Genomic DNA, 23,085 nt, shown 5'->3' on the forward strand with positions numbered 1-23,085 from the left:
GTAAAAACTCGTCTTTTGCAGGATTTTAGCTTGTTTCATGGCTTAAACGTCATTTATTCTCTTGAGTCGTCGAAATCGTCGCTAAGATAATTATACTCAACGGATTCACCTCTCAGATTTTGTTCTGACGTGCCAATGCCGTAATAACGTTAAGATTAACACGAAGTCATCGCAACAGCGGACATGAGTTACGAAAGCTTGCAATTCTATCTGTAGCCACCGCCGTTGTCTTTAAGATTCAGGAGCGTAGTGCATGGAGTTTAGTGTAAAAAGCGGTAGCCCGGAGAAACAGCGGAGTGCCTGCATCGTCGTGGGCGTCTTCGAACCACGTCGCCTTTCTCCGATTGCAGAACAGCTCGATAAAATCAGCGATGGGTACATCAGCGCCCTGCTACGTCGGGGCGAACTGGAAGGAAAACCGGGGCAGACACTGTTGCTGCACCATGTGCCAAACGTGCTTTCTGAACGCATCCTCCTTATAGGTTGCGGCAAAGAACGTGAGCTGGATGAGCGTCAGTACAAGCAGGTTATTCAGAAAACCATTAATACGCTGAATGATACTGGCTCGATGGAAGCGGTCTGCTTTCTGACTGAACTGCACGTTAAAGGCCGTAACAACTACTGGAAAGTGCGTCAGGCTGTCGAGACAGCAAAAGAGACGCTCTACAGTTTCGATCAGTTGAAAACGAATAAGAGCGAACCGCGTCGCCCGCTGCGTAAGATGGTGTTCAACGTGCCGACCCGCCGTGAACTGACCAGCGGTGAGCGCGCGATCCAGCACGGTCTGGCGATTGCCGCCGGGATAAAAGCAGCGAAAGATCTCGGTAATATGCCGCCGAATATCTGTAACGCCGCTTATCTCGCCTCTCAGGCGCGCCAGCTGGCTGACAGCTACAGCAAGAATGTCATCACCCGCGTTATCGGCGAACAGCAGATGAAAGAGCTGGGGATGCATTCTTATCTGGCGGTCGGTCAGGGTTCGCAGAACGAATCGCTGATGTCGGTGATTGAGTACAAAGGCAACGCGTCGGAAGATGCACGCCCAATCGTGCTGGTGGGTAAAGGTTTAACCTTCGACTCCGGCGGTATCTCCATCAAGCCTTCCGAAGGCATGGATGAGATGAAGTACGATATGTGCGGCGCGGCGGCGGTTTACGGCGTGATGCGTATGGTCGCGGAGCTGCAACTGCCGATTAACGTTATCGGCGTGCTGGCAGGTTGCGAAAACATGCCTGGCGGGCGTGCCTATCGTCCGGGCGATGTGTTAACCACCATGTCTGGTCAAACCGTTGAAGTGCTGAACACCGATGCCGAAGGCCGCCTGGTACTGTGCGACGTGTTAACTTACGTTGAACGTTTTGAGCCGGAAGCGGTGATTGATGTGGCGACGCTGACCGGTGCCTGCGTGATCGCGCTGGGTCATCATATTACCGGTCTGATGGCGAACCATAATCCGCTGGCCCATGAACTGATTGCCGCGTCTGAACAATCCGGTGACCGCGCATGGCGCTTACCGCTGGGTGACGAGTATCAGGAACAGCTGGAGTCCAATTTTGCCGATATGGCGAACATTGGCGGTCGTCCTGGTGGGGCGATTACCGCAGGCTGCTTCCTGTCGCGCTTTACTCGTAAGTACAACTGGGCGCACCTGGATATCGCCGGTACCGCCTGGCGTTCTGGTAAAGCGAAAGGCGCAACCGGTCGCCCGGTAGCGTTGCTGGCACAGTTCCTGTTAAACCGCGCTGGGTTTAACGGCGAAGAGTAAGTTTGCGTTTTACCCTCACCCTAACCCTCTCCCTAAGGGAGAGGGAACCGATCGAGCGCAATAGAAATTCATTGCTCATCTTTCAGGGTGAGGAATGCAGCAATATTTAAATCCACCACAAGAAGCCCCATATATGAAAAACGCAACGTTCTACCTTCTGGACAATGACACAACCGTCGATGGCTTAAGCGCCGTTGAGCAACTGGTGTGTGAAATTGCCGCAGAACGTTGGCGCAGCGGTAAGCGCGTACTCATCGCCTGTGAAGATGAAAAGCAGGCTTACCGGCTGGATGAAGCCCTGTGGGCGCGTCCGGCAGAAAGCTTTGTTCCGCATAATTTAGCGGGAGAAGGACCGCGCGGCGGTGCGCCGGTGGAGATCGCCTGGCCGCAAAAACGCAGCAGCAGCCCGCGCGATATATTGATTAGTCTGCGAACAAGCTTTGCAGATTTTGCCACCGCTTTCACAGAAGTGGTAGACTTCGTTCCTTATGAAGATTCTCTGAAACAACTGGCGCGCGAACGCTATAAAGCCTACCGCGTGGCTGGTTTCAACCTGAATACGGCAACCTGGAAATAATGGAAAAGACATATAACCCACAAGATATCGAACAGCCGCTTTACGAGCACTGGGAAAAGCAGGGCTACTTTAAGCCTAATGGCGATGAAAGCCAGGAAAGTTTCTGCATCATGATCCCGCCGCCGAACGTCACCGGCAGTTTGCATATGGGTCACGCCTTCCAGCAAACCATCATGGATACCATGATCCGCTATCAGCGCATGCAGGGCAAAAACACCCTGTGGCAGGTCGGTACTGACCACGCCGGGATCGCTACCCAGATGGTCGTTGAGCGCAAGATTGCCGCAGAAGAAGGTAAAACCCGTCACGACTACGGCCGCGAAGCTTTCATCGACAAAATCTGGGAATGGAAAGCGGAATCCGGCGGCACGATTACCCGTCAGATGCGCCGTCTCGGCAACTCCGTCGACTGGGAGCGTGAACGCTTCACCATGGACGAAGGCCTGTCCAATGCGGTGAAAGAAGTTTTCGTTCGTCTGTATAAAGAAGACCTGATTTACCGTGGCAAACGCCTGGTAAACTGGGATCCGAAACTGCGCACCGCTATCTCTGACCTGGAAGTCGAAAACCGCGAATCGAAAGGTTCGATGTGGCACATCCGCTATCCGCTGGCTGACGGCGCGAAAACCGCAGACGGTAAAGATTACCTGGTGGTTGCGACTACCCGTCCGGAAACCCTGCTGGGCGATACCGGCGTGGCCGTTAACCCGGAAGATCCGCGTTACAAAGATCTGATTGGCAAATATGTCATTCTACCGCTGGTTAACCGTCGTATTCCGATCGTTGGCGACGAACACGCCGACATGGAAAAAGGCACCGGCTGCGTGAAGATCACCCCGGCGCACGACTTTAACGACTATGAAGTCGGTAAACGTCACGCCCTGCCGATGATCAACATCCTGACCTTTGACGGCGATATCCGTGAAAGCGCCCAGGTGTTCGATACCAAAGGTAACGAATCTGACGTTTATTCCAGCGAGATCCCGGCAGAATTCCAGAAACTGGAGCGTTTTGCTGCACGTAAAGCGGTCGTTGCTGCGGTTGACGCACTCGGCCTGCTGGAAGAAATTAAACCGCACGACCTGACCGTTCCTTACGGCGACCGTGGCGGCGTAGTTATCGAACCGATGCTGACCGACCAGTGGTACGTGCGTGCCGATGTCCTGGCGAAACCGGCGGTTGAAGCGGTTGAGAACGGCGACATTCAGTTCGTACCGAAGCAGTACGAAAACATGTACTTCTCCTGGATGCGCGATATTCAGGACTGGTGTATCTCTCGTCAGCTGTGGTGGGGTCACCGTATCCCGGCATGGTATGACGAAGCGGGTAACGTTTACGTTGGCCGCAACGAAGACGAAGTGCGCAAGGAAAATAACCTCGGTGCGGACGTTGCCCTGCGTCAGGACGAAGACGTTCTCGACACCTGGTTCTCCTCCGCGCTGTGGACCTTCTCTACCCTTGGCTGGCCGGAAAACACCGACGCCCTGCGTCAGTTTCACCCAACCAGCGTGATGGTATCCGGCTTCGACATCATCTTCTTCTGGATTGCCCGCATGATCATGATGACCATGCACTTCATCAAAGATGAAAATGGCAAACCACAGGTGCCGTTCCACACCGTTTACATGACCGGCCTGATTCGTGATGACGAAGGCCAGAAGATGTCCAAATCCAAAGGTAACGTGATTGACCCGCTGGATATGGTTGACGGTATTTCGCTGCCAGAACTGCTGGAAAAACGTACCGGCAATATGATGCAGCCGCAGCTGGCGGACAAAATCCGTAAGCGCACCGAGAAACAGTTCCCGAACGGCATTGAGCCGCACGGTACTGACGCGCTGCGCTTCACCCTGGCGGCGCTGGCTTCTACCGGTCGTGACATCAACTGGGATATGAAGCGTCTGGAAGGCTACCGTAACTTCTGTAACAAGCTGTGGAACGCCAGCCGCTTTGTGCTGATGAACACAGAAGGTCAGGATTGCGGCTTCAACGGCGGTGAAATGACGCTGTCGCTGGCGGACCGCTGGATTCTGGCGGAGTTCAACCAGACTATCAAAGCGTACCGCGAAGCGCTGGACAGCTTCCGCTTCGATATCGCCGCAGGCATTTTGTATGAGTTCACCTGGAACCAGTTCTGTGACTGGTATCTGGAGCTGACCAAGCCGGTAATGAACGGTGGAACAGAAGCCGAACTGCGCGGTACTCGCCATACGCTGGTGACTGTACTGGAAGGTCTGCTGCGCCTCGCGCATCCGATCATTCCATTCATCACCGAAACCATCTGGCAGCGTGTGAAAGTACTTTGCGGTATCACTGCCGACACCATCATGCTGCAACCGTTCCCGCAGTACGATGCGTCTCAGGTGGATGAAGCCGCACTGGCCGACACCGAGTGGCTGAAACAGGCGATCGTTGCTGTACGTAACATCCGTGCAGAAATGAACATCGCGCCGGGCAAACCGCTGGAACTGCTGCTGCGTGGTTGCAGCGCGGATGCAGAACGTCGCGTAAATGAAAACCGTGGCTTCCTGCAAACCCTGGCGCGTCTGGAAAGCATCACCGTGCTGCCTGCAGATGACAAAGGTCCGGTTTCCGTTACGAAGATCATCGACGGCGCAGAGCTGCTGATCCCGATGGCTGGCCTCATCAACAAAGAAGATGAGCTGGCGCGTCTGGCGAAAGAAGTGGCGAAGATCGAAGGCGAAATCAGCCGTATCGAGAACAAGCTGGCGAATGAAGGCTTTGTCGCCCGCGCACCGGAAGCGGTCATCGCGAAAGAGCGTGAGAAGCTGGAAGGCTATGCGGAAGCGAAAGCGAAGCTGATTGAACAGCAGGCTGTTATCGCCGCGCTGTAATCAAAACACAGTGATGAAAACGAAGGCCGGAGCATGCTCCGGCCTTTTTTATCTCTTACAGAAATGGTAAAGAAGGCATAACTCCCCGAGAAATACCGGCTAAGAAGCCTTTATCTGGTTGTTCTTCTTTATTGATTAAAGGAAGGTCATCCAAATCGCCCAGCAAATACGTATTTTTTGCCTGCCAGTCAATCATCCATATTTTCAACAGTGGATAAGCCAGACCGCCCGTAATCCCGGATATCACCACCAACGCACACATGCGATAAAGCATACCGTGGTACGTTAAAGTTGAGCGAAAACGAATACGCCCATCATTCAGTGACAGGTTGCTCATAAAATGGTTTCGCAACGACACCGTTAAATAACTGGTGCTAACAGCAATCCCAAAATAATAGATTAACTGCGCGATTATCATTTTACGTTGCATTTCCATAAATTGCTGTAAATTCTCAATGTCATCATTTGCATATACAGAACTATCATACGCATTTAATATTTGATCGAAGATAATATAACCAGCAACAGCGAGAAAAGGCAATAAAGCTAAAAATGCGAGAATGGCATATTTTATACAATACGTAGTATCTAATTTCACCTTGAAACGATGTATACCAAAACTGGTATTGCTCCAGAGAAAACTCATTACCAGACTATATAAAGTACCATTAAAAATACCAATGGAAACAATACCAACTATTGCCATCAGAACCATAGATATAATAACACTACTTGAACTATTGGCATGTAGCATCTTTGTCGAGATAAAGAAAACAGTCCCCATCCCAATGGCCATTAAAATCGGCAAGAAAAAGGTTACCCACCAGAACCCTTTCAAAGAGCAATTAAAACTAAATCTTACGCCGTTGAGACTGGTCATCAAGGCCTGATAACGCAGTCCTTTTGCTGCCATAAATATAAGCAAAACCAACAGTGACAAAGTCAAAACACAGCCAACAAGCGGCATATCTGCTGACACTGTCATTAAGATTGCGAAATAGAAAAAAACAAAAACAAGACAACTAAAAAAAACATTCCCACCAGTAATTCCATAAGAAAATCGTTGTCCGTTAACTTCCATATTAGCATAGAGATAACGCTTACATTTCATTAATGCCCATGGTAAATAGATACCTAGCGTTATAATCGTTAACAACACATTCACCACACAAATAAGAAAATATCTCTCACCTGTACCATGAAAAACAAACGAATGGGACGGAACATCCATTTCATTAATAACTTGAGCCATAAAAATTCCCTGAATTAAAAAATCCATTGATATAATTTATAGATACAGACAGTAAAATGTTCTGCCACGTTACAATACTCTTATCAGTAATAGGCTGGCAAAAATTTTATTGCTTTATAAGATGCTTGCGCACGTAAGAAGAGAGTGGTATTAAACAAATGTATAATTACTTTATTTTTATTGGGTTAAACTATGAATAACATTGCGCCGCAATCACCTGTAATGCGTCGCCTGACGCTGCAGGATAATCCTGCTATTGCCCGCGTCATTCGTCAGGTATCCGCCGAATACGGTCTTACCGCTGATAAAGGCTACACCGTCGCCGATCCGAATCTTGACGAGCTGTATCAAGTGTATAGTCAGCCTGGCCATGCATATTGGGTGGTTGAGTACGAGGGTGAAGTGGTCGGCGGCGGTGGGATTGCGCCATTAACCGGGAGTGAGTCGGACATTTGCGAACTGCAAAAGATGTATTTTCTTCCGGCTATTCGCGGTAAAGGGCTAGCGAAAAAACTGGCCGTAATGGCGATGGAGCAGGCACGAGAGATGGGCTTCAAACGCTGCTATCTGGAAACGACCGCTTTTTTAAAGGAAGCCATTGCGCTTTATGAGCATTTGGGCTTTGAGCATATCGACTATGCGCTTGGCTGCACGGGCCATGTCGATTGTGAAGTGCGGATGTTGCGCGAACTCTAAAAAAATGCCCGCTAGTATGTGCTATCGGGCATTTTAATCAATTAATTAGTGGCGAACCCCGTCATCGTCTTCATCGACAAAATCTTCATCGTCGCCATCTTCGCCGTTAGGATCTTCAAAGTAAGTGCCCCAACCGTCGTACTCAACGTCAAATTTCTCCGCCAGCGTCATCAGTTGTTCAACCTGGGCATCGATCAGATCGGCATTCAACGCGCACTCGCTGAGGATGTCGCAGCAAATCACGATATCACCATCTTCAACTTCCAGCTCTTCTGGATCGGTCACTTCGTAACCGAGTTTAAACGCTTCAACTGCCGCTTTTTCCAGAGTTTCCAGATCGTCTGCGGAAAGATGGTGTTCGATGGTGTACAGCGCGTCCGGATCGCTGCCATCTTCCAGTAATTCTTCAATAATCAAACGTGTTTCTTCACGCTGTTCTTCCAGTTGTTCCGGGTTTGCCATGGCTCATTCCTCTTAATGTCCTGCCGATACTCTTATTGTCACACACCACTGACATTGCCTCCACCTTTGTGACAAAGATTTATGCTTTAGACTTGCAAATGAATAATCATACATATAAATTGAATTTTAATTCATTGAGGTGTTAGCCACAGGAGGGATCTATGTCCGGGTTTTATCATAAGCATTTCCTGAAATTACTCGATTTCACGCCAGCTGAACTTAACAGCCTGCTGCAGTTAGCCGCGAAGCTGAAAGCTGATAAGAAAAGCGGTAAAGAAGAAGCCAAACTCACTGGTAAAAACATCGCGCTCATCTTCGAAAAAGACTCGACCCGTACCCGATGCTCTTTCGAAGTTGCCGCATATGACCAGGGTGCTCGCGTTACTTATCTCGGCCCAAGCGGCAGCCAAATTGGTCATAAAGAGTCGATTAAAGACACTGCCCGCGTGCTTGGTCGCATGTATGACGGTATTCAGTATCGCGGCTATGGTCAGGAGATTGTCGAAACACTGGCGGAATACGCTGGCGTGCCGGTATGGAACGGCCTGACCAATGAGTTTCACCCAACGCAGCTGCTGGCGGATCTCCTCACCATGCAGGAGCATTTGCCCGGCAAAGCGTTCAACGAAATGACGCTGGTCTATGCAGGTGACGCACGTAACAACATGGGCAATTCGATGCTCGAAGCTGCAGCGCTTACCGGTCTGGATTTGCGTCTGGTCGCTCCACAGGCGTGCTGGCCAGAAGCTGCGCTGGTTACGGAATGCCGCGCCCTGGCACAACAAAATGGCGGGAATATTACGCTGACGGAAGATGTAGCTAAAGGAGTTGAAGGTGCTGACTTTATCTATACCGATGTATGGGTGTCGATGGGTGAAGCAAAAGAAAAATGGGCTGAACGCATTGCATTGCTGCGTGATTATCAGGTGAACAGCAAGATGATGCAGTTGACTGGTAACCCTGAGGTCAAATTCCTCCACTGCCTGCCCGCGTTTCATGACGACCAAACGACGCTTGGCAAGAAAATGGCGGAAGAGTTTGGCCTACATGGCGGAATGGAAGTGACTGATGAGGTCTTCGAATCTGCCGCCAGCATTGTATTTGATCAGGCGGAAAACCGCATGCATACCATCAAAGCGGTGATGGTCGCGACGCTCAGTAAATAATTGATATCGCTATAAAGATGCCGGGAAATACAAAAAATATCCCGGCATCATATTATTTTATGCAGTGTGAGTTCTATTCTTCCACCCCAACTTTTCTATTACTGTTCGTAAATCTTCCGGAGGATTTAATTTTTCTAACTGTTCTTTATTAATATATTCATATATATTTATTTTCCCATCCCGGAGGATTTTCATCATTCTTGTTCTAATTTTTAATTCATTCCCCATCTTTTCTTCAAAAATCTTAACGACACAACCCGGTTGTTTTTTTACAATTTCATTTGTTTTTTCTTCATTACCATAAACATATCCTAACTCATTAAGATACAGCTGTTCGCCCTCATACTTCTTAAGTAATTGATAGAAGTACCATTTAGCAAAATCAGGTTGCTTCATGAAAAAACCCTTCAAAAAAATATCATTTACTAAAATGCTGACAGGCACTTCATTAAATAGCAACTTAACATCATCAAATAACCTTAGTATTAATCGTGATTTTTCTTGATTGCTTAAGTTAAAATCATTGACATATGCAACCAACTTATCCCAAATCAATTCCTGTAATTTACGGCTATTTTTATAGGGTTCTTTATCGAGATTGAAAAATAAGGTCTCAGCTATTTTAATTTTAGATTGATCGCAGCTAAAATCTTTAGATTGATCGCGGCTAAAATCAATATGATTTATCACAGAGCATGCATGCTTTATCTTTGCTGAATCACCAATATATTGCATGCTTTTATTAAAACACCAATCCAGTATTCTTACATCATTAATATATGGGGATTTTAAAAAAGTCTCCAGAATCGAAACGATGACCGGTGCAAGGTTAACTTTTGCATCATCTAAGGAATCAATAAGAATATGAGACAGGTTAACTTTGATGTCATTAATTTCATTGTCAGTAGTTTTTTTATTATTAATAAGATAATTATTTAATACGTTAAGGTCATCTATTTCTTTCAGTATCCCTTTTTTACCCAGCAAGTATGAAATCGATTCATTACATACATAAGGCATGAATAGCAGATGTTCTTTCCTTATTGCTAATAATGCATTATTCAATGGTTTTTCTAATAAATCCGTAATCGTAGAATCAACTGAACCTTTACAACTCACCTGCGAGTTATTTAAGTCATGAGAATTATTTAACTCCTGCGGAATATTTAATAGACGAGCTATTTCCTTGTTAGCTTCGCGTTGGTAACACGCCAGAATCTTGTTAGTAATCAGGTGTAATGAACTCTCATCTTTTCTTTCAAAGGACTTCCCTTCATAACGATTAGTCGAACCATCAGATTGTTGAAATATAATAGCCGTATGTCCTTGACGAGTCCCCATAGTAGTGATAGTGGAAAGTGTAATTTCTATTTCCACCTTAGATAAATCCGCTCGTTCCCCTTCAGGATTATTCATAACAAACTTCATTATCTCACTGCCATCATTATTTTTGATATAAGATGAGGACTCAATATGAGCCATCATATTTCTTCCCGCTTCATTGGAGCGTTTGCTAAAATCCACATAACCCAGGGTAAATATTTTTACCAAAAACTCCAAAAATGTCTTAGGATCAAGGATATTTCTTGTATTATCCTGCCCCTCGGCATTACGGGCAAAATTATTCATTCCAACACGCCAGGTATTTAAAACTTCACTTTTTTGTTTAAAATTGTCGGCTAATGTAATGTGTTGAGAATAATTCAAATCTGATATTTTACTCATGACGAACTCCTTGAGTTAATAAGAACGTCTAAGCATTACAAATTTTACTCACAAAAAAATATCAAAAAACGCTCTTTTCACAAACTCGCCGTAAACCTGGAGTTATTTACGGCGAAAAGTCATCACGCCATCAGCATCTTCACTACTGCTTTGCGAACCTGGGCTGGCGCGCCCACTGCGCACAGCGGTTTATGCACTTCCCCCGGATAAAACACAACAAAATCACCTTCATTAAGGATAACTGTTTTCTCATCAACGCCTTCCGGCAAAAATGCGATGTCTTTGTCTGCTAACCAGTCTGTATCCGGGGTGCCTGCAGGTTGCGTGCTGAAGGTCATGCCTTCCTGACCTTTTAACACAATCTGAATGTCGAGATAGCGGGCATGGTACTCCGCACGGCGAGCTTCGTACGGCTCGGTCATATCTTCCGAGATAAGATAAAACAGACGATTGCCTTCGATATCGTGCTTGCCCTTGGGCGTTTCTGCCGTAACGTTTGCTTTGATATGCTCAATCGCCTGGCGTAACTCTTGGGGTAGCCACGGCTGAAGATTATGAATATTTCCGATGATCATCTTTTCCACTCCTTAATTAAAACAATGTTTCATTTCTATCGTTATACGAAAAGATGATCAATTCCGCCAGCCTTAACGCGTGAATTATTGTCTTATCACAACTTATCGGCAGGCGCGTTCCCGCCTTTCGGATCAAGGCCAGCATCACTCCTTGAGAAGAGTTTTTATCGCTTCCCCCGCCAGGGCAGCTGTTGCACAGAGTTGTTCGATGGAGTGCCCCTCCCGTGCCTTCGCAGAAAGCCCTGACATCACGGTACTCATAAAATCAGTCACACATTGTGCGCGTTGTGGATGCCGCCTGGCGATATAGTCATAAATGGTCGTTTCTGCGGCGTGATAATATTGAATGGCAATATCACGCGCTTGTGGATCATGACTATGAATACCTTCAAGAACCATACAGCCAGCGCAGCCGCCGTTTTGGCTATATCTGCGCGCCGCTTCTTTTAATACCTCAACCAGGCACTCGCCTACCGGACAATCATCACGAAGAATATCGGCAAGCGGAATAGCTTCCGTACCGACATATTCATTGAGTACACGGCTAAATAACCCAGCCTTACTGCCAAAAGCCGCGTAGAGGCTCGGGGGGTTAATACCAAGATAATCAGTAACTTCAGCAACACTGACAGCATCGAAACCTTTTTGATGAAAAAGCACTTTTGCCGCAGAGACTGCCTGCTCAGGAGCGAAACGTCTGGGGCGACCTGGAACACGAGATTGTTTTTTAGTGACCATTACAAAACTTGTTGACAGAAAGTTAAAACAGTTTTGTAATGCATGTTACATAATAAATCAAGGAGTCCTTATGGGCGCTTTTACCGGTAAGACAGTTCTCATCCTCGGTGGCAGCCGTGGAATCGGTGCCGCTATCGTACGTCGTTTCGTCACCGATGGGGCCAATGTACGATTCACCTATGCGGGGTCGAAAGATGCCGCTGAACGCCTGGCACAAGAGACTGGAGCGACAGCAGTATTCACAGATAGTGCTGACAGAGACGCTGTTATTGATGTCGTTCGTAAGAGCGGCGCATTGGATATCCTGGTGGTAAATGCAGGTATTGGCGTCTTTGGCGATGCCCTGGAATTAAATGCCGACGATATTGATCGCCTTTTCAAAATCAATATTCATGCCCCTTACCATGCCTCTGTTGAAGCCGCCCGGCAGATGCCCGAAGGCGGGCGCATCTTAATCATCGGCTCCGTGAATGGCGATCGTATGCCTGTTGCAGGCATGGCTGCTTATGCCGCCAGTAAATCTGCCCTGCAAGGCATGGCGCGCGGGCTGGCCCGTGATTTTGGACCGCGAGGGATCACCATTAACGTCGTCCAGCCTGGGCCAATAGATACCGACGCTAATCCCGCCAACGGGCCAATGCGCGATATGTTGCATGGTTTTATGGCTATCAAAAGACATGGGCAACCGGAAGAGGTCGCTGGAATGGTCGCATGGTTAGCAGGGCCAGAAGCCAGTTTTGTTACCGGCGCGATGCATACCATTGATGGCGCGTTTGGCGCATAACCGACTACGCTCAATTAAGCCCAACCATTATCCATGATGTCTGGGTTTTGTTTACTCACGTCGTCCCCCTAAAAGCGGCTCCCGGTAAATATAAATCTTCTGTTCATGTCGTAAATCTTGAGGATAACCAAATGGTAGAAAGAACCGCTGTTTTCCCTGCTGGCCGACATTCACTGTATGCTGAGCATCGTTATTCTGCGGCTATTCGTTCCGGCGATTTGCTGTTTGTTTCCGGGCAAGTAGGAAGTCGAGAGGACGGAACACCAGAACCCGATTTTCAGCAACAAGTCAGACTGGCATTTGATAATTTGCATGCAACCCTGGCAGCTGCGGGATGCACTTTTGACGATATCATTGATGTTACGAGCTTTCATACCGATCCGGAAAAACAGTTTGAAGACATCATGACGGTCAAAAATGAAATATTTAGCGCCCCTCCTTATCCAAACTGGACGGCGGTGGGTGTTACCTGGCTGGCAGGCTTTGATTTTGAAATTAAAGTGATAGCGCGCATCCCTGAGCTATAAGCAATAGTGTTAGCCGTTCGTTTTCACCCTCCGCCCTATAAGTCGGATGAATGGAATAAAATGCATATCTGATTGCGTGAAAGTGAAAAAGAAAAAAGCAGGAAATGTCTGCAATTATTGATACCGAACGACAGTTCTCCTCCAGAATCACATCAAATAAAAATGCATATATTTTGACTTTTAATTCAAATAAACCGTTTGCGCCGACAAAATATTGCATCAAATGCTTGCGCCGCTTCTGACGATGAGTATAATGCCGGACAATTTGCCGGGAGGATGTATGGTTCAGTGTGTTCGACATTTTGTCTTACCGCGTCTGAAAAAAGACGCTGGCCTGCCGTTTTTCTTCCCGTTGATCACCCATTCCCAGCCCCTCAATCGAGGGGCTTTTTTTTGCCCAGGCGTCAGGAGATAAAAGATGGCTAATCCGCTATATCAGAAACATATCATTTCCATAAACGACCTTAGTCGCGATGACCTTAATCTGGTGCTGGCGACAGCGGCGAAACTGAAAGCAAACCCGCAACCAGAGCTGTTGAAGCACAAAGTCATTGCCAGCTGCTTCTTCGAAGCCTCTACCCGTACCCGCCTCTCTTTCGAAACTTCCATGCACCGCCTGGGTGCCAGCGTGGTGGGCTTCTCCGACAGCGCCAATACATCACTGGGTAAAAAGGGCGAAACGCTGGCCGATACCATTTCGGTTATCAGCACTTACGTCGATGCGATAGTGATGCGTCATCCGCAGGAAGGTGCGGCGCGCCTGGCCACCGAATTTTCCGGCAATGTACCGGTACTGAATGCCGGTGATGGCTCCAACCAACATCCGACGCAAACCTTGCTGGACTTATTCACCATTCAGGAAACCCAGGGGCGTCTGGACAATCTCCATGTCGCAATGGTTGGTGACCTGAAATATGGCCGCACCGTTCACTCCCTGACTCAGGCATTAGCGAAGTTCGACGGCAACCGTTTTTACTTCATCGCGCCGGACGCGCTGGCAATGCCGCAATACATCCTTGATATGCTCGATGAAAAAGGGATCGCCTGGAGTCTGCACAGCTCTATTGAAGAAGTGATGGCGGAAGTAGACATCCTGTACATGACTCGCGTGCAAAAAGAGCGTCTGGACCCGTCCGAGTACGCCAACGTGAAAGCGCAGTTTGTTCTTCGCGCCAGCGATCTCCACAACGCCAAAGCCAATATGAAAGTGCTGCATCCGCTGCCGCGTGTTGATGAGATTGCCACCGATGTTGATAAAACGCCGCACGCCTGGTACTTCCAGCAGGCAGGCAACGGGATTTTCGCTCGCCAGGCGTTACTGGCACTGGTTCTGAATCGCGATCTGGTACTGTAAGGGGAAATAGAGATGACACACGATAATAAATTGCAGGTTGAAGCTATTAAACGCGGCACGGTAATTGACCATATCCCCGCCCAGATCGGTTTTAAGCTGTTGAGTTTGTTCAAGCTGACCGAAACGGATCAGCGCATCACCATTGGTCTGAACCTGCCTTCTGGCGAGATGGGCCGCAAAGATCTGATCAAAATCGAAAATACCTTTTTGAGTGAAGATCAAGTAGACCAACTGGCATTGTATGCACCGCAAGCCACGGTTAACCGTATCGACAACTATGAAGTGGTGGGTAAATCGCGCCCAAGTCTGCCGGAGCGCATCGACAATGTGCTGGTCTGCCCGAACAGCAACTGTATCAGCCATGCCGAACCGGTTTCATCCAGCTTTGCCGTGCGAAAACGCGCCAATGACATCGCGCTCAAATGCAAATACTGTGAAAAAGAGTTTTCCCATAATGTGGTGCTGGCCAATTAATTGCGGTTGGTAATAAAAGTCTGGCTCCCTATAATGAGCCAGACTTTTTACCGCTGTAATAAAGGAGAAATCATGAGCAAAACTATCGCGACGGAAAATGCACCGGCAGCTATCGGTCCTTACGTACAGGGCGTTGATCTGGGCAATATGATCATCACCTCCGGTCAGATCCCGGTAAATCCGAAAACGGGCGAAGTACCGGCAGACGTCGCTGCACAGGCACGTCAGTCGCTGGATAACGTAAAAGCGATCGTCGAAGCCGCTGGCCTGAAAGTGGGCGACATCATTAAAACCACCGTGTTTGTGAAAGATCTGAACGACTTCGCAACCGTTAATGCTACTTACGAAGCCTTCTTCACCGAACACAACGCCACCTTCCCGGCACGTTCTTGCGTTGAAGTTGCCCGTCTGCCGAAAGACGTGAAGATTGAGATCGAAGCGATCGCTGTTCGTCGCTAATCTTGACGGAAATCCGGGCTATCAAGCCCGGATTAAGTCTGATGACAAAAGCAAAATCGCCCGATGCGCTACGCTTATCAGGCCTATGTGATTCCTGCAATTTATTGAATTTGTAGGCCGGATTGGGCGTTTACGCCGCATCCGGCATGAACAAAGCTCACTTTGTCTGCAATCTGAATCCGGGCCACCATTCCCAGTTTATTCTTTACTGCCAGCCGTAACGACGGCTATAGAACCCTTTCACCAACTGGGTTAACGTCATATACCCTGCCAGAATCGCAACCAGCCACGGGAAATAGCTTAACGGCAGCGCCTGCAGCTGCAGATAACTGGCCAGCGGTGAAAACGGCAATGCGATCCCGACAATCATCACGATCACGGTCATGATCATTAACGGCCACGATGCACAGCTCTGAATAAACGGCACACGACGGGTGCGGATCATATGCACAATCAGCGTTTGCGACAGTAAGCCCACCACAAACCAGCCCGACTGGAACAGCGTTTGCGTTTCCGGCGTGTTGGCATGGAATACCCACCACATCAGGCAAAACGTCAGAATATCGAAGATCGAGCTGATCGGTCCGAAGAAGATCATAAAGCGCCCCAGATCCGCCGGATTCCAACGCTGCGGCTTTTGAATTTGCTCGTCGTCGACGTTATCAAACGGGATCGCCACCTGTGACACATCGTACAGCAGGTTCTGAATAAGCAAGTGTAACGGCAACATCGGCAGGAAGGGCAAGAAAGCACTCGCCACCAGCACGCTGAACACATTACCGAAGTTAGAGCTCGCCGTCATTTTGATGTATTTCAGCATGTTGGCGAAAGTGCGACGTCCCTCAATAACCCCCTCTTCCAGCACCATCAGGCTTTTTTCCAGCAGGATGATATCAGCCGCTTCACGGGCAATATCTACCGCGCCGTCCACAGAAATGCCGATATCCGCAGCACGTAAGGCGGGCGCATCATTAATACCATCGCCCATAAAGCCAACCACATGCCCTTCGCGCTTCAGTAAGGTCACAATGCGTTCTTTATGCATCGGCGTCAGGCGAGCAAACAGCGTGGTGCGCTGTGCGAGATTTGCCAGTTCGTCGTCAGATAGCGTTTCAATATCACTACCAATGACCACCTCTCCCGCGTCCAGCCCCACTTCATGGCACACTTTCGCTGCAACTAACTCACTGTCGCCAGTAAGGATTTTTACGGTAATTCCACTCGATTTTAATGCCTTCAGTGCCGGAGCAGTTGTCTCTTTTGGCGGATCAAGGAAAGCAATATATCCTTCGAGGATCAGGTCGGATTCATCCGCTCGCTGGTAATCTCCTTCACGCGCTGGCAGGTATTTCGTCGCAACCGCAACCACGCGCAGCCCCTGACGATTCAGCGTATCAGTAACCCGCTTAATCTTACGTAGCATGGTGTCATCGAGCGGTACAATCTCGCCATTGTGACGCACTTGCGAACACACATTGAGGATTTCCTGCAATGCGCCTTTGCAAACCAGCTGATGGTGTTCGGTATTTTCTGCCACTACCACCGACATCCGGCGACGCTCGAAATCAAACGGAATCTCATCAATTTTTTGCCAACGGCTGGCCAGCGAACGCGCTGACTCTTCATCCGTACCTTCGAGCACCGCGGTATCAAGCAGGTTTTTAAGTCCGGTCTGGTAATGACTGTTCAACCACGCGCTATGCAGCACGCGTTCGCTGGTTTTACCGGAGATATCGGTATGATTCTCCAGCACAATTTTATCCTGTGTCAGGGTGCCGGTTTTATCAGTGCACAGAATATCCATTGCGCCAAAGTTCTGAATGGCATCCAGATGTTTGACGATCACTTTCTGTTTCGACAGCTTTACTGCGCCGCGCGCCAGCGTCGAGGTAACAATCATCGGCAACATTTCTGGCGTTAAGCCTACCGCGACCGAAAGCGCAAACAGTGCCGCTTCCCACCAGTCACCTTTGGTGTAACCGTTGATAAGCAACACCACCGGAGCCATCACCAGCATAAAGCGAATCAGCAGCATACTGACGCGGCTGATCCCTTGCTGAAAGGCATTCGGCTCGCTTTCCTGCTCACTAACACGCCCCGCCAGTTGACCAAACCAGGTGTTGGCACCTGTAGCAATCACCATTGCTTGTGCCGTGCCGCTCACCACGGTGGTGCCCATAAAACACAGCGTGTCGCACTCCAGCGGATTGCTGTGCTCCGGCTGGCGAGTGGTAGCGGCTTTTTCCACGGGCAGAGACTCACCGGTTAACGACGCCTGAGCGACGAACAGATCCCGCGCCTGCAAGATACGTAAATCTGCCGGGATCATATCCCCTGCCGCCAGTTTTATAATATCGCCGGGCACCAGCTGGTCGATCGGGATCTCCAGCCAGCCATTTTCGCCTTTGTCGTTAATTACGCGCAGCACCGTCGCAGTATTGCTGACCATCGCTTTCAGGGCATCTGCCGCTTTAGTGGAACGTGCTTCCTGAATAAAGTTCAGCAACGTAGAAATAGCGACCATTAGCGCGATAACGCCCGCGGCAAATAAATCTTCCGTGGCGTAAGAAATAGCGCCGAGAATGGTGAGTAAAATATTAAAGGGGTTGCGATAGCAGACCCATAAATGTACCCACCACGGCGACGGTTGTTGTGCGGGTAATTTATTTTCACCATGTTGTTCGCGGGCAGATTCCACTTCCGCCTGATTTAATCCTTCCGGATGGGTGTCGAACGTTTTCCACAATTCTTCTTCGGGCATCACCGCCATTTTCAGGCAATGCGCACTTAAGGACGGCGGGACCGCCGTATTCACTGTCTGCTGCGCGCCAGGCAATGGATCGCGATGAACCAGACGGGAAGGTAAATGGCGAATGAACCGGGTAAAAATTTCTTTAAACATAAGGAGTCCCTCCGCACTGTCTGAAACAGTACAGAAATGTCTTCAGGCGTGGCGAAGCCTTACCTGAAGGTAATAAAGCTGAGCAGGGACGTTAAAACGTCACGGCCTTACGCATCCGGTAACGCCGTGAAAAGACGGGCTTACCGGAAAAGTTTTAATCTCCGTCGAGGGAGAGGCGTGGGATCAGGTTCCATATAACCTCCGGTAAGTGAAAAAAGCGCCGCAAATAATAAGGAGAATCCAATAATATTCGTAGCATCTATGGCGATATAATACCTGCTGGCAACTAAACCAACGATAAACCAGACTTTACCCATTGCTGAATGCACGGGTAAAGTTAGGCTCAAATAATTAAACAACACGTTACGGGACAACAGGATGCAAAATCGGCTGACCATCAAAGACATCGCGCGCTTAAGCGGCGTGGGGAAATCTACGGTTTCCCGGGTGCTGAATAACGAAAGCGGCGTGAGCCAGCGCACGCGCGAGCGTGTTGAAGCAGTGATGAATCAGCATGGATTTTCCCCTTCCCGCTCTGCGCGCGCTATGCGTGGTCAAAGCGATAAAGTGGTCGCCATCATTGTTACCCGTCTGGATTCGTTGTCAGAAAATCTCGCCGTTCAAACCATGCTGCCAGCGTTCTATGAACAAGGTTACGACCCAATCATGATGGAAAGTCAGTTTTCCCCGCAATTAGTTGCCGAACATTTGGGGGTGCTGAAACGGCGTAATATCGACGGCGTAGTGCTGTTCGGTTTTACCGGCATAACAGAAGAAATGTTAGCTCACTGGCAGTCATCGCTGGTTCTGCTGGCGCGTGACGCAAAAGGCTTTGCTTCGGTCTGTTATGACGACGAAGGGGCAATCAAGATCCTGATGCAACGGCTGTATGACCAGGGACATCGTAATATCAGTTATCTCGGCGTGCCGCACAGTGACGTGACGACCGGTAAGCGACGTCACGAAGCCTACCTGGCGTTCTGCAAAGCGCATAAATTGCATCCCGTTGCCGCTCTGCCAGGGCTTGCTATGAAGCAAGGCTATGAGAACGTAGCAAAAGTGATTACGCCTGAAACTACCGCGTTACTGTGCGCAACCGACACGCTGGCACTTGGCGCAAGTAAATATCTGCAAGAGCAACGCATCGACACCTTGCAACTGGCGAGCGTCGGTAATACGCCGTTAATGAAATTCCTCCATCCGGAGATCGTCACCGTAGATCCCGGTTACGCCGAAGCTGGACGCCAGGCGGCCTGCCAGTTGATCGCGCAGGTAACCGGGCGCAGCGAACCGCAACAAATCATCATTCCCGCCACCCTGTCCTGATCGTTTCCTGAACGATAAATTGTGATCTTCGCTGCGTTTCGGGAACGTTCCCGTTTTTAAATTTTTCAGCGCAATATATTCTGCAGCCAACCAAAAATGTCATCTGCCATGGGGCTTTATGATGAGCAAAATAAACCAAACGGATATCGATCGGTTGATTGAACTGGTCGGCGGGCGCGGCAATATTGCGACGGTGAGCCACTGTATAACTCGCCTGCGCTTTGTCCTCAACCAACCGGCCAATGCCAGACCGAAAGAAATTGAGCAACTCCCCATGGTGAAAGGCTGTTTCACCAATGCCGGGCAATTTCAGGTGGTAATTGGCACCAACGTGGGTGATTACTATCAAGCACTGATAGCGTCAACCGGACAGGCGCAGGTTGATAAAGAGCAGGTAAAAAAAGCCGCACGGCAGAATATGAAATGGCATGAGCAGTTGATCTCTCATTTCGCGGAGATCTTCTTCCCGTTGCTGCCCGCGTTGATTAGTGGTGGTTTGATCCTCGGTTTTCGCAATGTGATCGGCGATTTGCCCATGAGCAACGGTCAGACGCTGGCGCAAATGTACCCTTCCCTGCAAACGATCTACGATTTTCTGTGGTTGATCGGTGAAGCGATCTTCTTCTACCTACCGGTCGGGATTTGCTGGTCAGCGGTGAAAAAAATGGGCGGTACACCGATCCTCGGTATCGTGCTTGGCGTAACGCTGGTTTCTCCACAGCTGATGAACGCTTATCTGCTCGGGCAGCAGCTGCCGGAAGTATGGGACTTTGGCATGTTCAGCATCGCCAAAGTGGGCTATCAGGCGCAGGTGATCCCGGCACTGTTAGCCGGGCTGGCGCTGGGCGTTATTGAAACTCGCCTTAAACGCATCGTGCCGGATTACCTCTATCTGGTGGTGGTGCCCGTCTGTTCGCTGATCCTCGCGGTGTTCCTCGCCCATGCGCTGATTGGTCCGTTTGGTCGCATGATTGGCGATGGCGTTGCCTTTGCGGTACGTCACCTGATGACCGGCAGCTTTGCACCTATTGGCGCGGCATTGTTTGGCTTCCTGTACGCCCCACTGGTGATCACCGGCGTACACCAGACCACGCTTGCTATTGATTTGCAGATGATTCAAAGCATGGGTGGCACGCCAGTGTGGCCGCTGATTGCACTGTCGAATATCGCTCAGGGCTCCGCCGTGATAGGCATTATCATTTCCAGCCGCAAGCACAATGAACGCGAGATCTCCGTGCCTGCCGCTATCTCCGCCTGGCTTGGGGTCACTGAGCCTGCAATGTACGGCATCAACCTGAAATATCGCTTCCCGATGCTGTGCGCGATGATTGGTTCTGGTCTGGCAGGATTGCTATGCGGCCTGAACGGCGTTATGGCGAATGGCATCGGCGTAGGCGGCCTGCCGGGAATTCTCTCGATTCAACCGAGCTACTGGCAGGTGTTTGCGCTGGCAATGGCTATCGCCATCATCATCCCGATTGTACTCACCTCGTTTATCTATCAGCGGAAATACCGCCTGGGCACGCTGGACATTGTTTAATTTTCTTCGGGGCGCAATTGCGCCCCCTCGCATTTGCAGGAATAACGTAATGACTAATCTTCCCCACTGGTGGCAAAACGGCGTTATCTACCAGATTTATCCAAAGAGTTTTCAGGACACCACGGGTAGCGGCACCGGCGATTTACGTGGCGTTATCCAGCGCCTGGGCTATCTGCATAAACTGGGCGTTGATGCCATCTGGCTAACCCCCTTTTATGTCTCTCCCCAGGTTGATAACGGTTACGACGTAGCGAACTATACGGCGATTGATCCCACCTACGGCACGCTGGACGATTTTGACGAACTGGTGACACAGGCAAAATCGCGCGGGATTCGTATCATTCTCGATATGGTGTTTAACCATACCTCTACCCAACATGCCTGGTTTCGCGAGGCGCTGAACAAAGCAAGCCCTTACCGCCAGTTTTATATCTGGCGCGATGGAGAACCAGAAACGCCACCGAACAACTGGCGTTCAAAATTTGGCGGTAGTGCGTGGCGCTGGCATGCGGAAAGCGAACAGTACTATTTGCATCTCTTTGCACCAGAACAGGCGGATCTCAACTGGGAGAATCCAGCGGTACGCGCAGAGCTGAAAAAAGTCTGTGAGTTCTGGGCCGATCGTGGGGTCGACGGGTTGCGCCTGGATGTGGTGAATCTGATCTCCAAAGACCCGCGTTTCCCTGATGACCTGGATGGCGACGGGCGTCGCTTCTACACCGACGGGCCACGAGCACACGAGTTTTTGCACGAGATGAACCGCGATGTGTTTACGCCACGCGGGTTAATGACCGTAGGTGAAATGTCCTCCACCAGCCTTGAGCATTGCCAGCGATACGCGGCACTGACAGGCAGTGAATTGTCGATGACCTTTAATTTTCATCACCTGAAAGTCGATTATCCCGGTGGTGAAAAATGGACGCTGGCTAAACCTGACTTTGTGGCGTTAAAAACATTGTTCCGCCACTGGCAACAAGGAATGCACAACGTGGCATGGAATGCCTTGTTCTGGTGTAACCACGATCAGCCGCGCATTGTTTCTCGCTTTGGTGATGAAGGTGAATACCGCGTGCCTGCGGCAAAAATGCTGGCGATGGTGCTGCATGGCATGCAGGGAACGCCATATATCTACCAGGGCGAAGAGATTGGCATGACTAACCCACATTTCACGCGCATTACTGACTATCGCGACGTGGAGAGCCTCAATATGTTTGCCGAGCTGCGCAACGATGGGCGTGATGCCGACGAGTTATTGGCAATCCTCGCCAGTAAATCCCGTGACAACAGTCGCACACCCATGCAATGGAGCAACGGCGATAATGCCGGGTTTACGGCTGGCGAACCGTGGATTGGCCTGGGCGATAACTATCAACAAATCAACGTAGAAGCCGCGCTGGCCGATGAGTCCTCGGTGTTTTACACCTACCAAAAGTTAATCGCACTGCGTAAGCAAGAAGCCGTTCTGACATGGGGCGATTACCAGGATCTGCTGCCAAACAGCCCTGTATTGTGGTGCTATCGCCGTGAATGGAAGGGGCAAACCTTGTTGGTCATTGCCAACCTTAGCCGTGAGATCCAACCCTGGCAACCAGGGCAAATGCGCGGCAACTGGCAGCTTGTGATGCATAACTACGAAGAAGCCTCACCACAACCCTGCGCCATGACTTTACGGCCTTTTGAGGCTGTCTGGTGGTTACAAAAGTAAATCTTCGCTAAGCCCCGGTAATGCCGGTCATTCCGGGGTTTTGCCTGTCAGCATGTTGTTTTTGTTGATTTTATAATCAAAAAATTCATTAAAAAATTTACATATCGCTGTAGCGCCCGTCATCCGTACGCTCTGCTTTTTACTTTGAGCTACATCAAAAAAAGTTCAAACATCCTTGATGCAAAGCACTATATATAGACTTT

Annotated in this window: 22 protein-coding genes; 14 read left to right on the forward strand and 8 right to left on the reverse strand. The window is 49.4% G+C overall.

Annotated features, from left to right (window positions below; translation table 11 throughout):
• Nucleotides 1-49 precede the first annotated feature (49 nt).
• Complete coding sequence (gene ytgA / locus ACK8NJ_RS20515; protein WP_211180521.1) at nt 50-100, reverse strand: protein YtgA; 51 nt, start codon at nt 98-100, stop codon at nt 50-52.
• A gap of 153 nt (nt 101-253) precedes the next feature.
• On the opposite strand from ytgA, the gene pepA reads away from it, so the two are divergent.
• The 3 genes from pepA to valS all read left to right on the forward strand — a co-directional run bounded on the left by pepA (nt 254) and on the right by valS (nt 5,197).
• Nucleotides 254-1,765, forward strand: coding sequence for a leucyl aminopeptidase (gene pepA / locus ACK8NJ_RS20520; protein WP_000397144.1), 1,512 nt, complete (start codon nt 254-256; stop codon nt 1,763-1,765).
• Between the two features lie 133 nt (nt 1,766-1,898).
• Complete coding sequence (gene holC, locus ACK8NJ_RS20525) at nt 1,899-2,342, forward strand: DNA polymerase III subunit chi (RefSeq protein WP_000786399.1); 444 nt, start codon at nt 1,899-1,901, stop codon at nt 2,340-2,342.
• Nucleotides 2,342-5,197, forward strand: a complete 2,856-nt coding sequence (valS, locus tag ACK8NJ_RS20530; RefSeq protein WP_000416382.1) for a valine--tRNA ligase — start codon at nt 2,342-2,344, stop codon at nt 5,195-5,197. Before holC ends, valS begins: the two co-directional genes overlap by 1 nt.
• Nucleotides 5,198-5,252: 55 nt before the next feature.
• On the opposite strand, the gene ACK8NJ_RS20535 is transcribed toward valS, so the two are convergent.
• Nucleotides 5,253-6,449, reverse strand: coding sequence for a YjgN family protein (locus ACK8NJ_RS20535; protein WP_000079626.1), 1,197 nt, complete (start codon nt 6,447-6,449; stop codon nt 5,253-5,255).
• A 192-nt stretch (nt 6,450-6,641) separates the two neighbouring features.
• Between ACK8NJ_RS20535 and ACK8NJ_RS20540 the strand changes: the two genes are divergently transcribed.
• Nucleotides 6,642-7,145: a GNAT family N-acetyltransferase gene (locus ACK8NJ_RS20540; protein WP_001059404.1), complete on the forward strand. Its 504-nt coding sequence runs from the start codon at nt 6,642-6,644 to the stop codon at nt 7,143-7,145.
• 45 nt (nt 7,146-7,190) lie between these two features.
• Here ACK8NJ_RS20540 and rraB read toward each other — a convergent pair whose 3' ends face one another.
• A complete protein-coding gene (rraB, locus tag ACK8NJ_RS20545) occupies nt 7,191-7,607 on the reverse strand; it encodes a ribonuclease E inhibitor RraB (RefSeq protein WP_000002953.1) in 417 nt (138 codons plus the stop codon).
• A 161-nt stretch (nt 7,608-7,768) separates the two neighbouring features.
• On the opposite strand from rraB, the gene argF reads away from it, so the two are divergent.
• A complete protein-coding gene (gene argF / locus ACK8NJ_RS20550) occupies nt 7,769-8,773 on the forward strand; it encodes an ornithine carbamoyltransferase (RefSeq protein WP_000012907.1) in 1,005 nt (334 codons plus the stop codon).
• Nucleotides 8,774-8,830: 57 nt separating this feature from the next.
• On the opposite strand, the gene ACK8NJ_RS20555 is transcribed toward argF, so the two are convergent.
• The 3 genes from ACK8NJ_RS20555 to ACK8NJ_RS20565 form a co-directional block, all read right to left on the reverse strand.
• The gene (locus ACK8NJ_RS20555) at nt 8,831-10,498 is read right to left on the reverse strand and encodes a DNA-binding protein (protein ID WP_411961907.1); all 1,668 of its coding nucleotides are present in this window, start codon (nt 10,496-10,498) and stop codon (nt 8,831-8,833) included.
• Nucleotides 10,499-10,620: 122 nt separating this feature from the next.
• Nucleotides 10,621-11,073, reverse strand: a complete 453-nt coding sequence (gene tabA, locus ACK8NJ_RS20560) for a toxin-antitoxin biofilm protein TabA (protein WP_001315168.1) — start codon at nt 11,071-11,073, stop codon at nt 10,621-10,623.
• Nucleotides 11,074-11,217: 144 nt separating this feature from the next.
• Nucleotides 11,218-11,811: a TetR/AcrR family transcriptional regulator gene (locus tag ACK8NJ_RS20565; RefSeq protein WP_156618869.1), complete on the reverse strand. Its 594-nt coding sequence runs from the start codon at nt 11,809-11,811 to the stop codon at nt 11,218-11,220.
• A 70-nt stretch (nt 11,812-11,881) separates the two neighbouring features.
• On the opposite strand from ACK8NJ_RS20565, the gene bdcA reads away from it, so the two are divergent.
• The 6 genes from bdcA to ridA all read left to right on the forward strand — a co-directional run bounded on the left by bdcA (nt 11,882) and on the right by ridA (nt 15,409).
• The gene (gene bdcA / locus ACK8NJ_RS20570; RefSeq protein WP_000500711.1) at nt 11,882-12,595 is read left to right on the forward strand and encodes an SDR family oxidoreductase; all 714 of its coding nucleotides are present in this window, start codon (nt 11,882-11,884) and stop codon (nt 12,593-12,595) included.
• 131 nt (nt 12,596-12,726) lie between these two features.
• Nucleotides 12,727-13,122: a RidA family protein gene (locus tag ACK8NJ_RS20575; RefSeq protein ID WP_000230273.1), complete on the forward strand. Its 396-nt coding sequence runs from the start codon at nt 12,727-12,729 to the stop codon at nt 13,120-13,122.
• Nucleotides 13,123-13,402: 280 nt separating this feature from the next.
• Nucleotides 13,403-13,537 (forward strand): pyr operon leader peptide, encoded by a 135-nt coding sequence (pyrL, locus tag ACK8NJ_RS20580; RefSeq protein ID WP_001296693.1) that lies wholly within the window; start codon nt 13,403-13,405, stop codon nt 13,535-13,537.
• A 3-nt stretch (nt 13,538-13,540) separates the two neighbouring features.
• Nucleotides 13,541-14,476: an aspartate carbamoyltransferase gene (gene pyrB, locus ACK8NJ_RS20585; protein ID WP_000013046.1), complete on the forward strand. Its 936-nt coding sequence runs from the start codon at nt 13,541-13,543 to the stop codon at nt 14,474-14,476.
• Nucleotides 14,477-14,488: 12 nt separating this feature from the next.
• Nucleotides 14,489-14,950: an aspartate carbamoyltransferase regulatory subunit gene (pyrI, locus tag ACK8NJ_RS20590; protein WP_000148581.1), complete on the forward strand. Its 462-nt coding sequence runs from the start codon at nt 14,489-14,491 to the stop codon at nt 14,948-14,950.
• A 72-nt stretch (nt 14,951-15,022) separates the two neighbouring features.
• The gene (ridA, locus tag ACK8NJ_RS20595) at nt 15,023-15,409 is read left to right on the forward strand and encodes a 2-iminobutanoate/2-iminopropanoate deaminase (protein ID WP_001315167.1); all 387 of its coding nucleotides are present in this window, start codon (nt 15,023-15,025) and stop codon (nt 15,407-15,409) included.
• Nucleotides 15,410-15,614: 205 nt separating this feature from the next.
• Here the strand turns inward: ridA and mgtA are convergent, their stop codons facing one another.
• Complete coding sequence (gene mgtA, locus ACK8NJ_RS20600) at nt 15,615-18,311, reverse strand: magnesium-translocating P-type ATPase (protein WP_000471851.1); 2,697 nt, start codon at nt 18,309-18,311, stop codon at nt 15,615-15,617.
• Between the two features lie 140 nt (nt 18,312-18,451).
• Nucleotides 18,452-18,505 (reverse strand): mgtA regulatory leader peptide MgtL, encoded by a 54-nt coding sequence (gene mgtL / locus ACK8NJ_RS20605; RefSeq protein ID WP_001387276.1) that lies wholly within the window; start codon nt 18,503-18,505, stop codon nt 18,452-18,454.
• A 184-nt stretch (nt 18,506-18,689) separates the two neighbouring features.
• Between mgtL and treR the strand changes: the two genes are divergently transcribed.
• The 3 genes from treR (at nt 18,690) to treC (ending at nt 22,882) form a co-directional block, all read left to right on the forward strand.
• Complete coding sequence (gene treR, locus ACK8NJ_RS20610; RefSeq protein WP_001181324.1) at nt 18,690-19,637, forward strand: trehalose operon repressor TreR; 948 nt, start codon at nt 18,690-18,692, stop codon at nt 19,635-19,637.
• 118 nt (nt 19,638-19,755) lie between these two features.
• A complete protein-coding gene (gene treB, locus ACK8NJ_RS20615; RefSeq protein WP_001299664.1) occupies nt 19,756-21,177 on the forward strand; it encodes a PTS trehalose transporter subunit IIBC in 1,422 nt (473 codons plus the stop codon).
• 49 nt (nt 21,178-21,226) lie between these two features.
• Complete coding sequence (treC, locus tag ACK8NJ_RS20620) at nt 21,227-22,882, forward strand: alpha,alpha-phosphotrehalase (RefSeq protein ID WP_411961908.1); 1,656 nt, start codon at nt 21,227-21,229, stop codon at nt 22,880-22,882.
• The last annotated feature ends 203 nt before the right edge of the window (nt 22,883-23,085 follow it).

This window comes from Escherichia sp. F1, from assembly GCF_046764225.1.
Taxonomy (GTDB): domain Bacteria; phylum Pseudomonadota; class Gammaproteobacteria; order Enterobacterales; family Enterobacteriaceae; genus Escherichia; species Escherichia coli.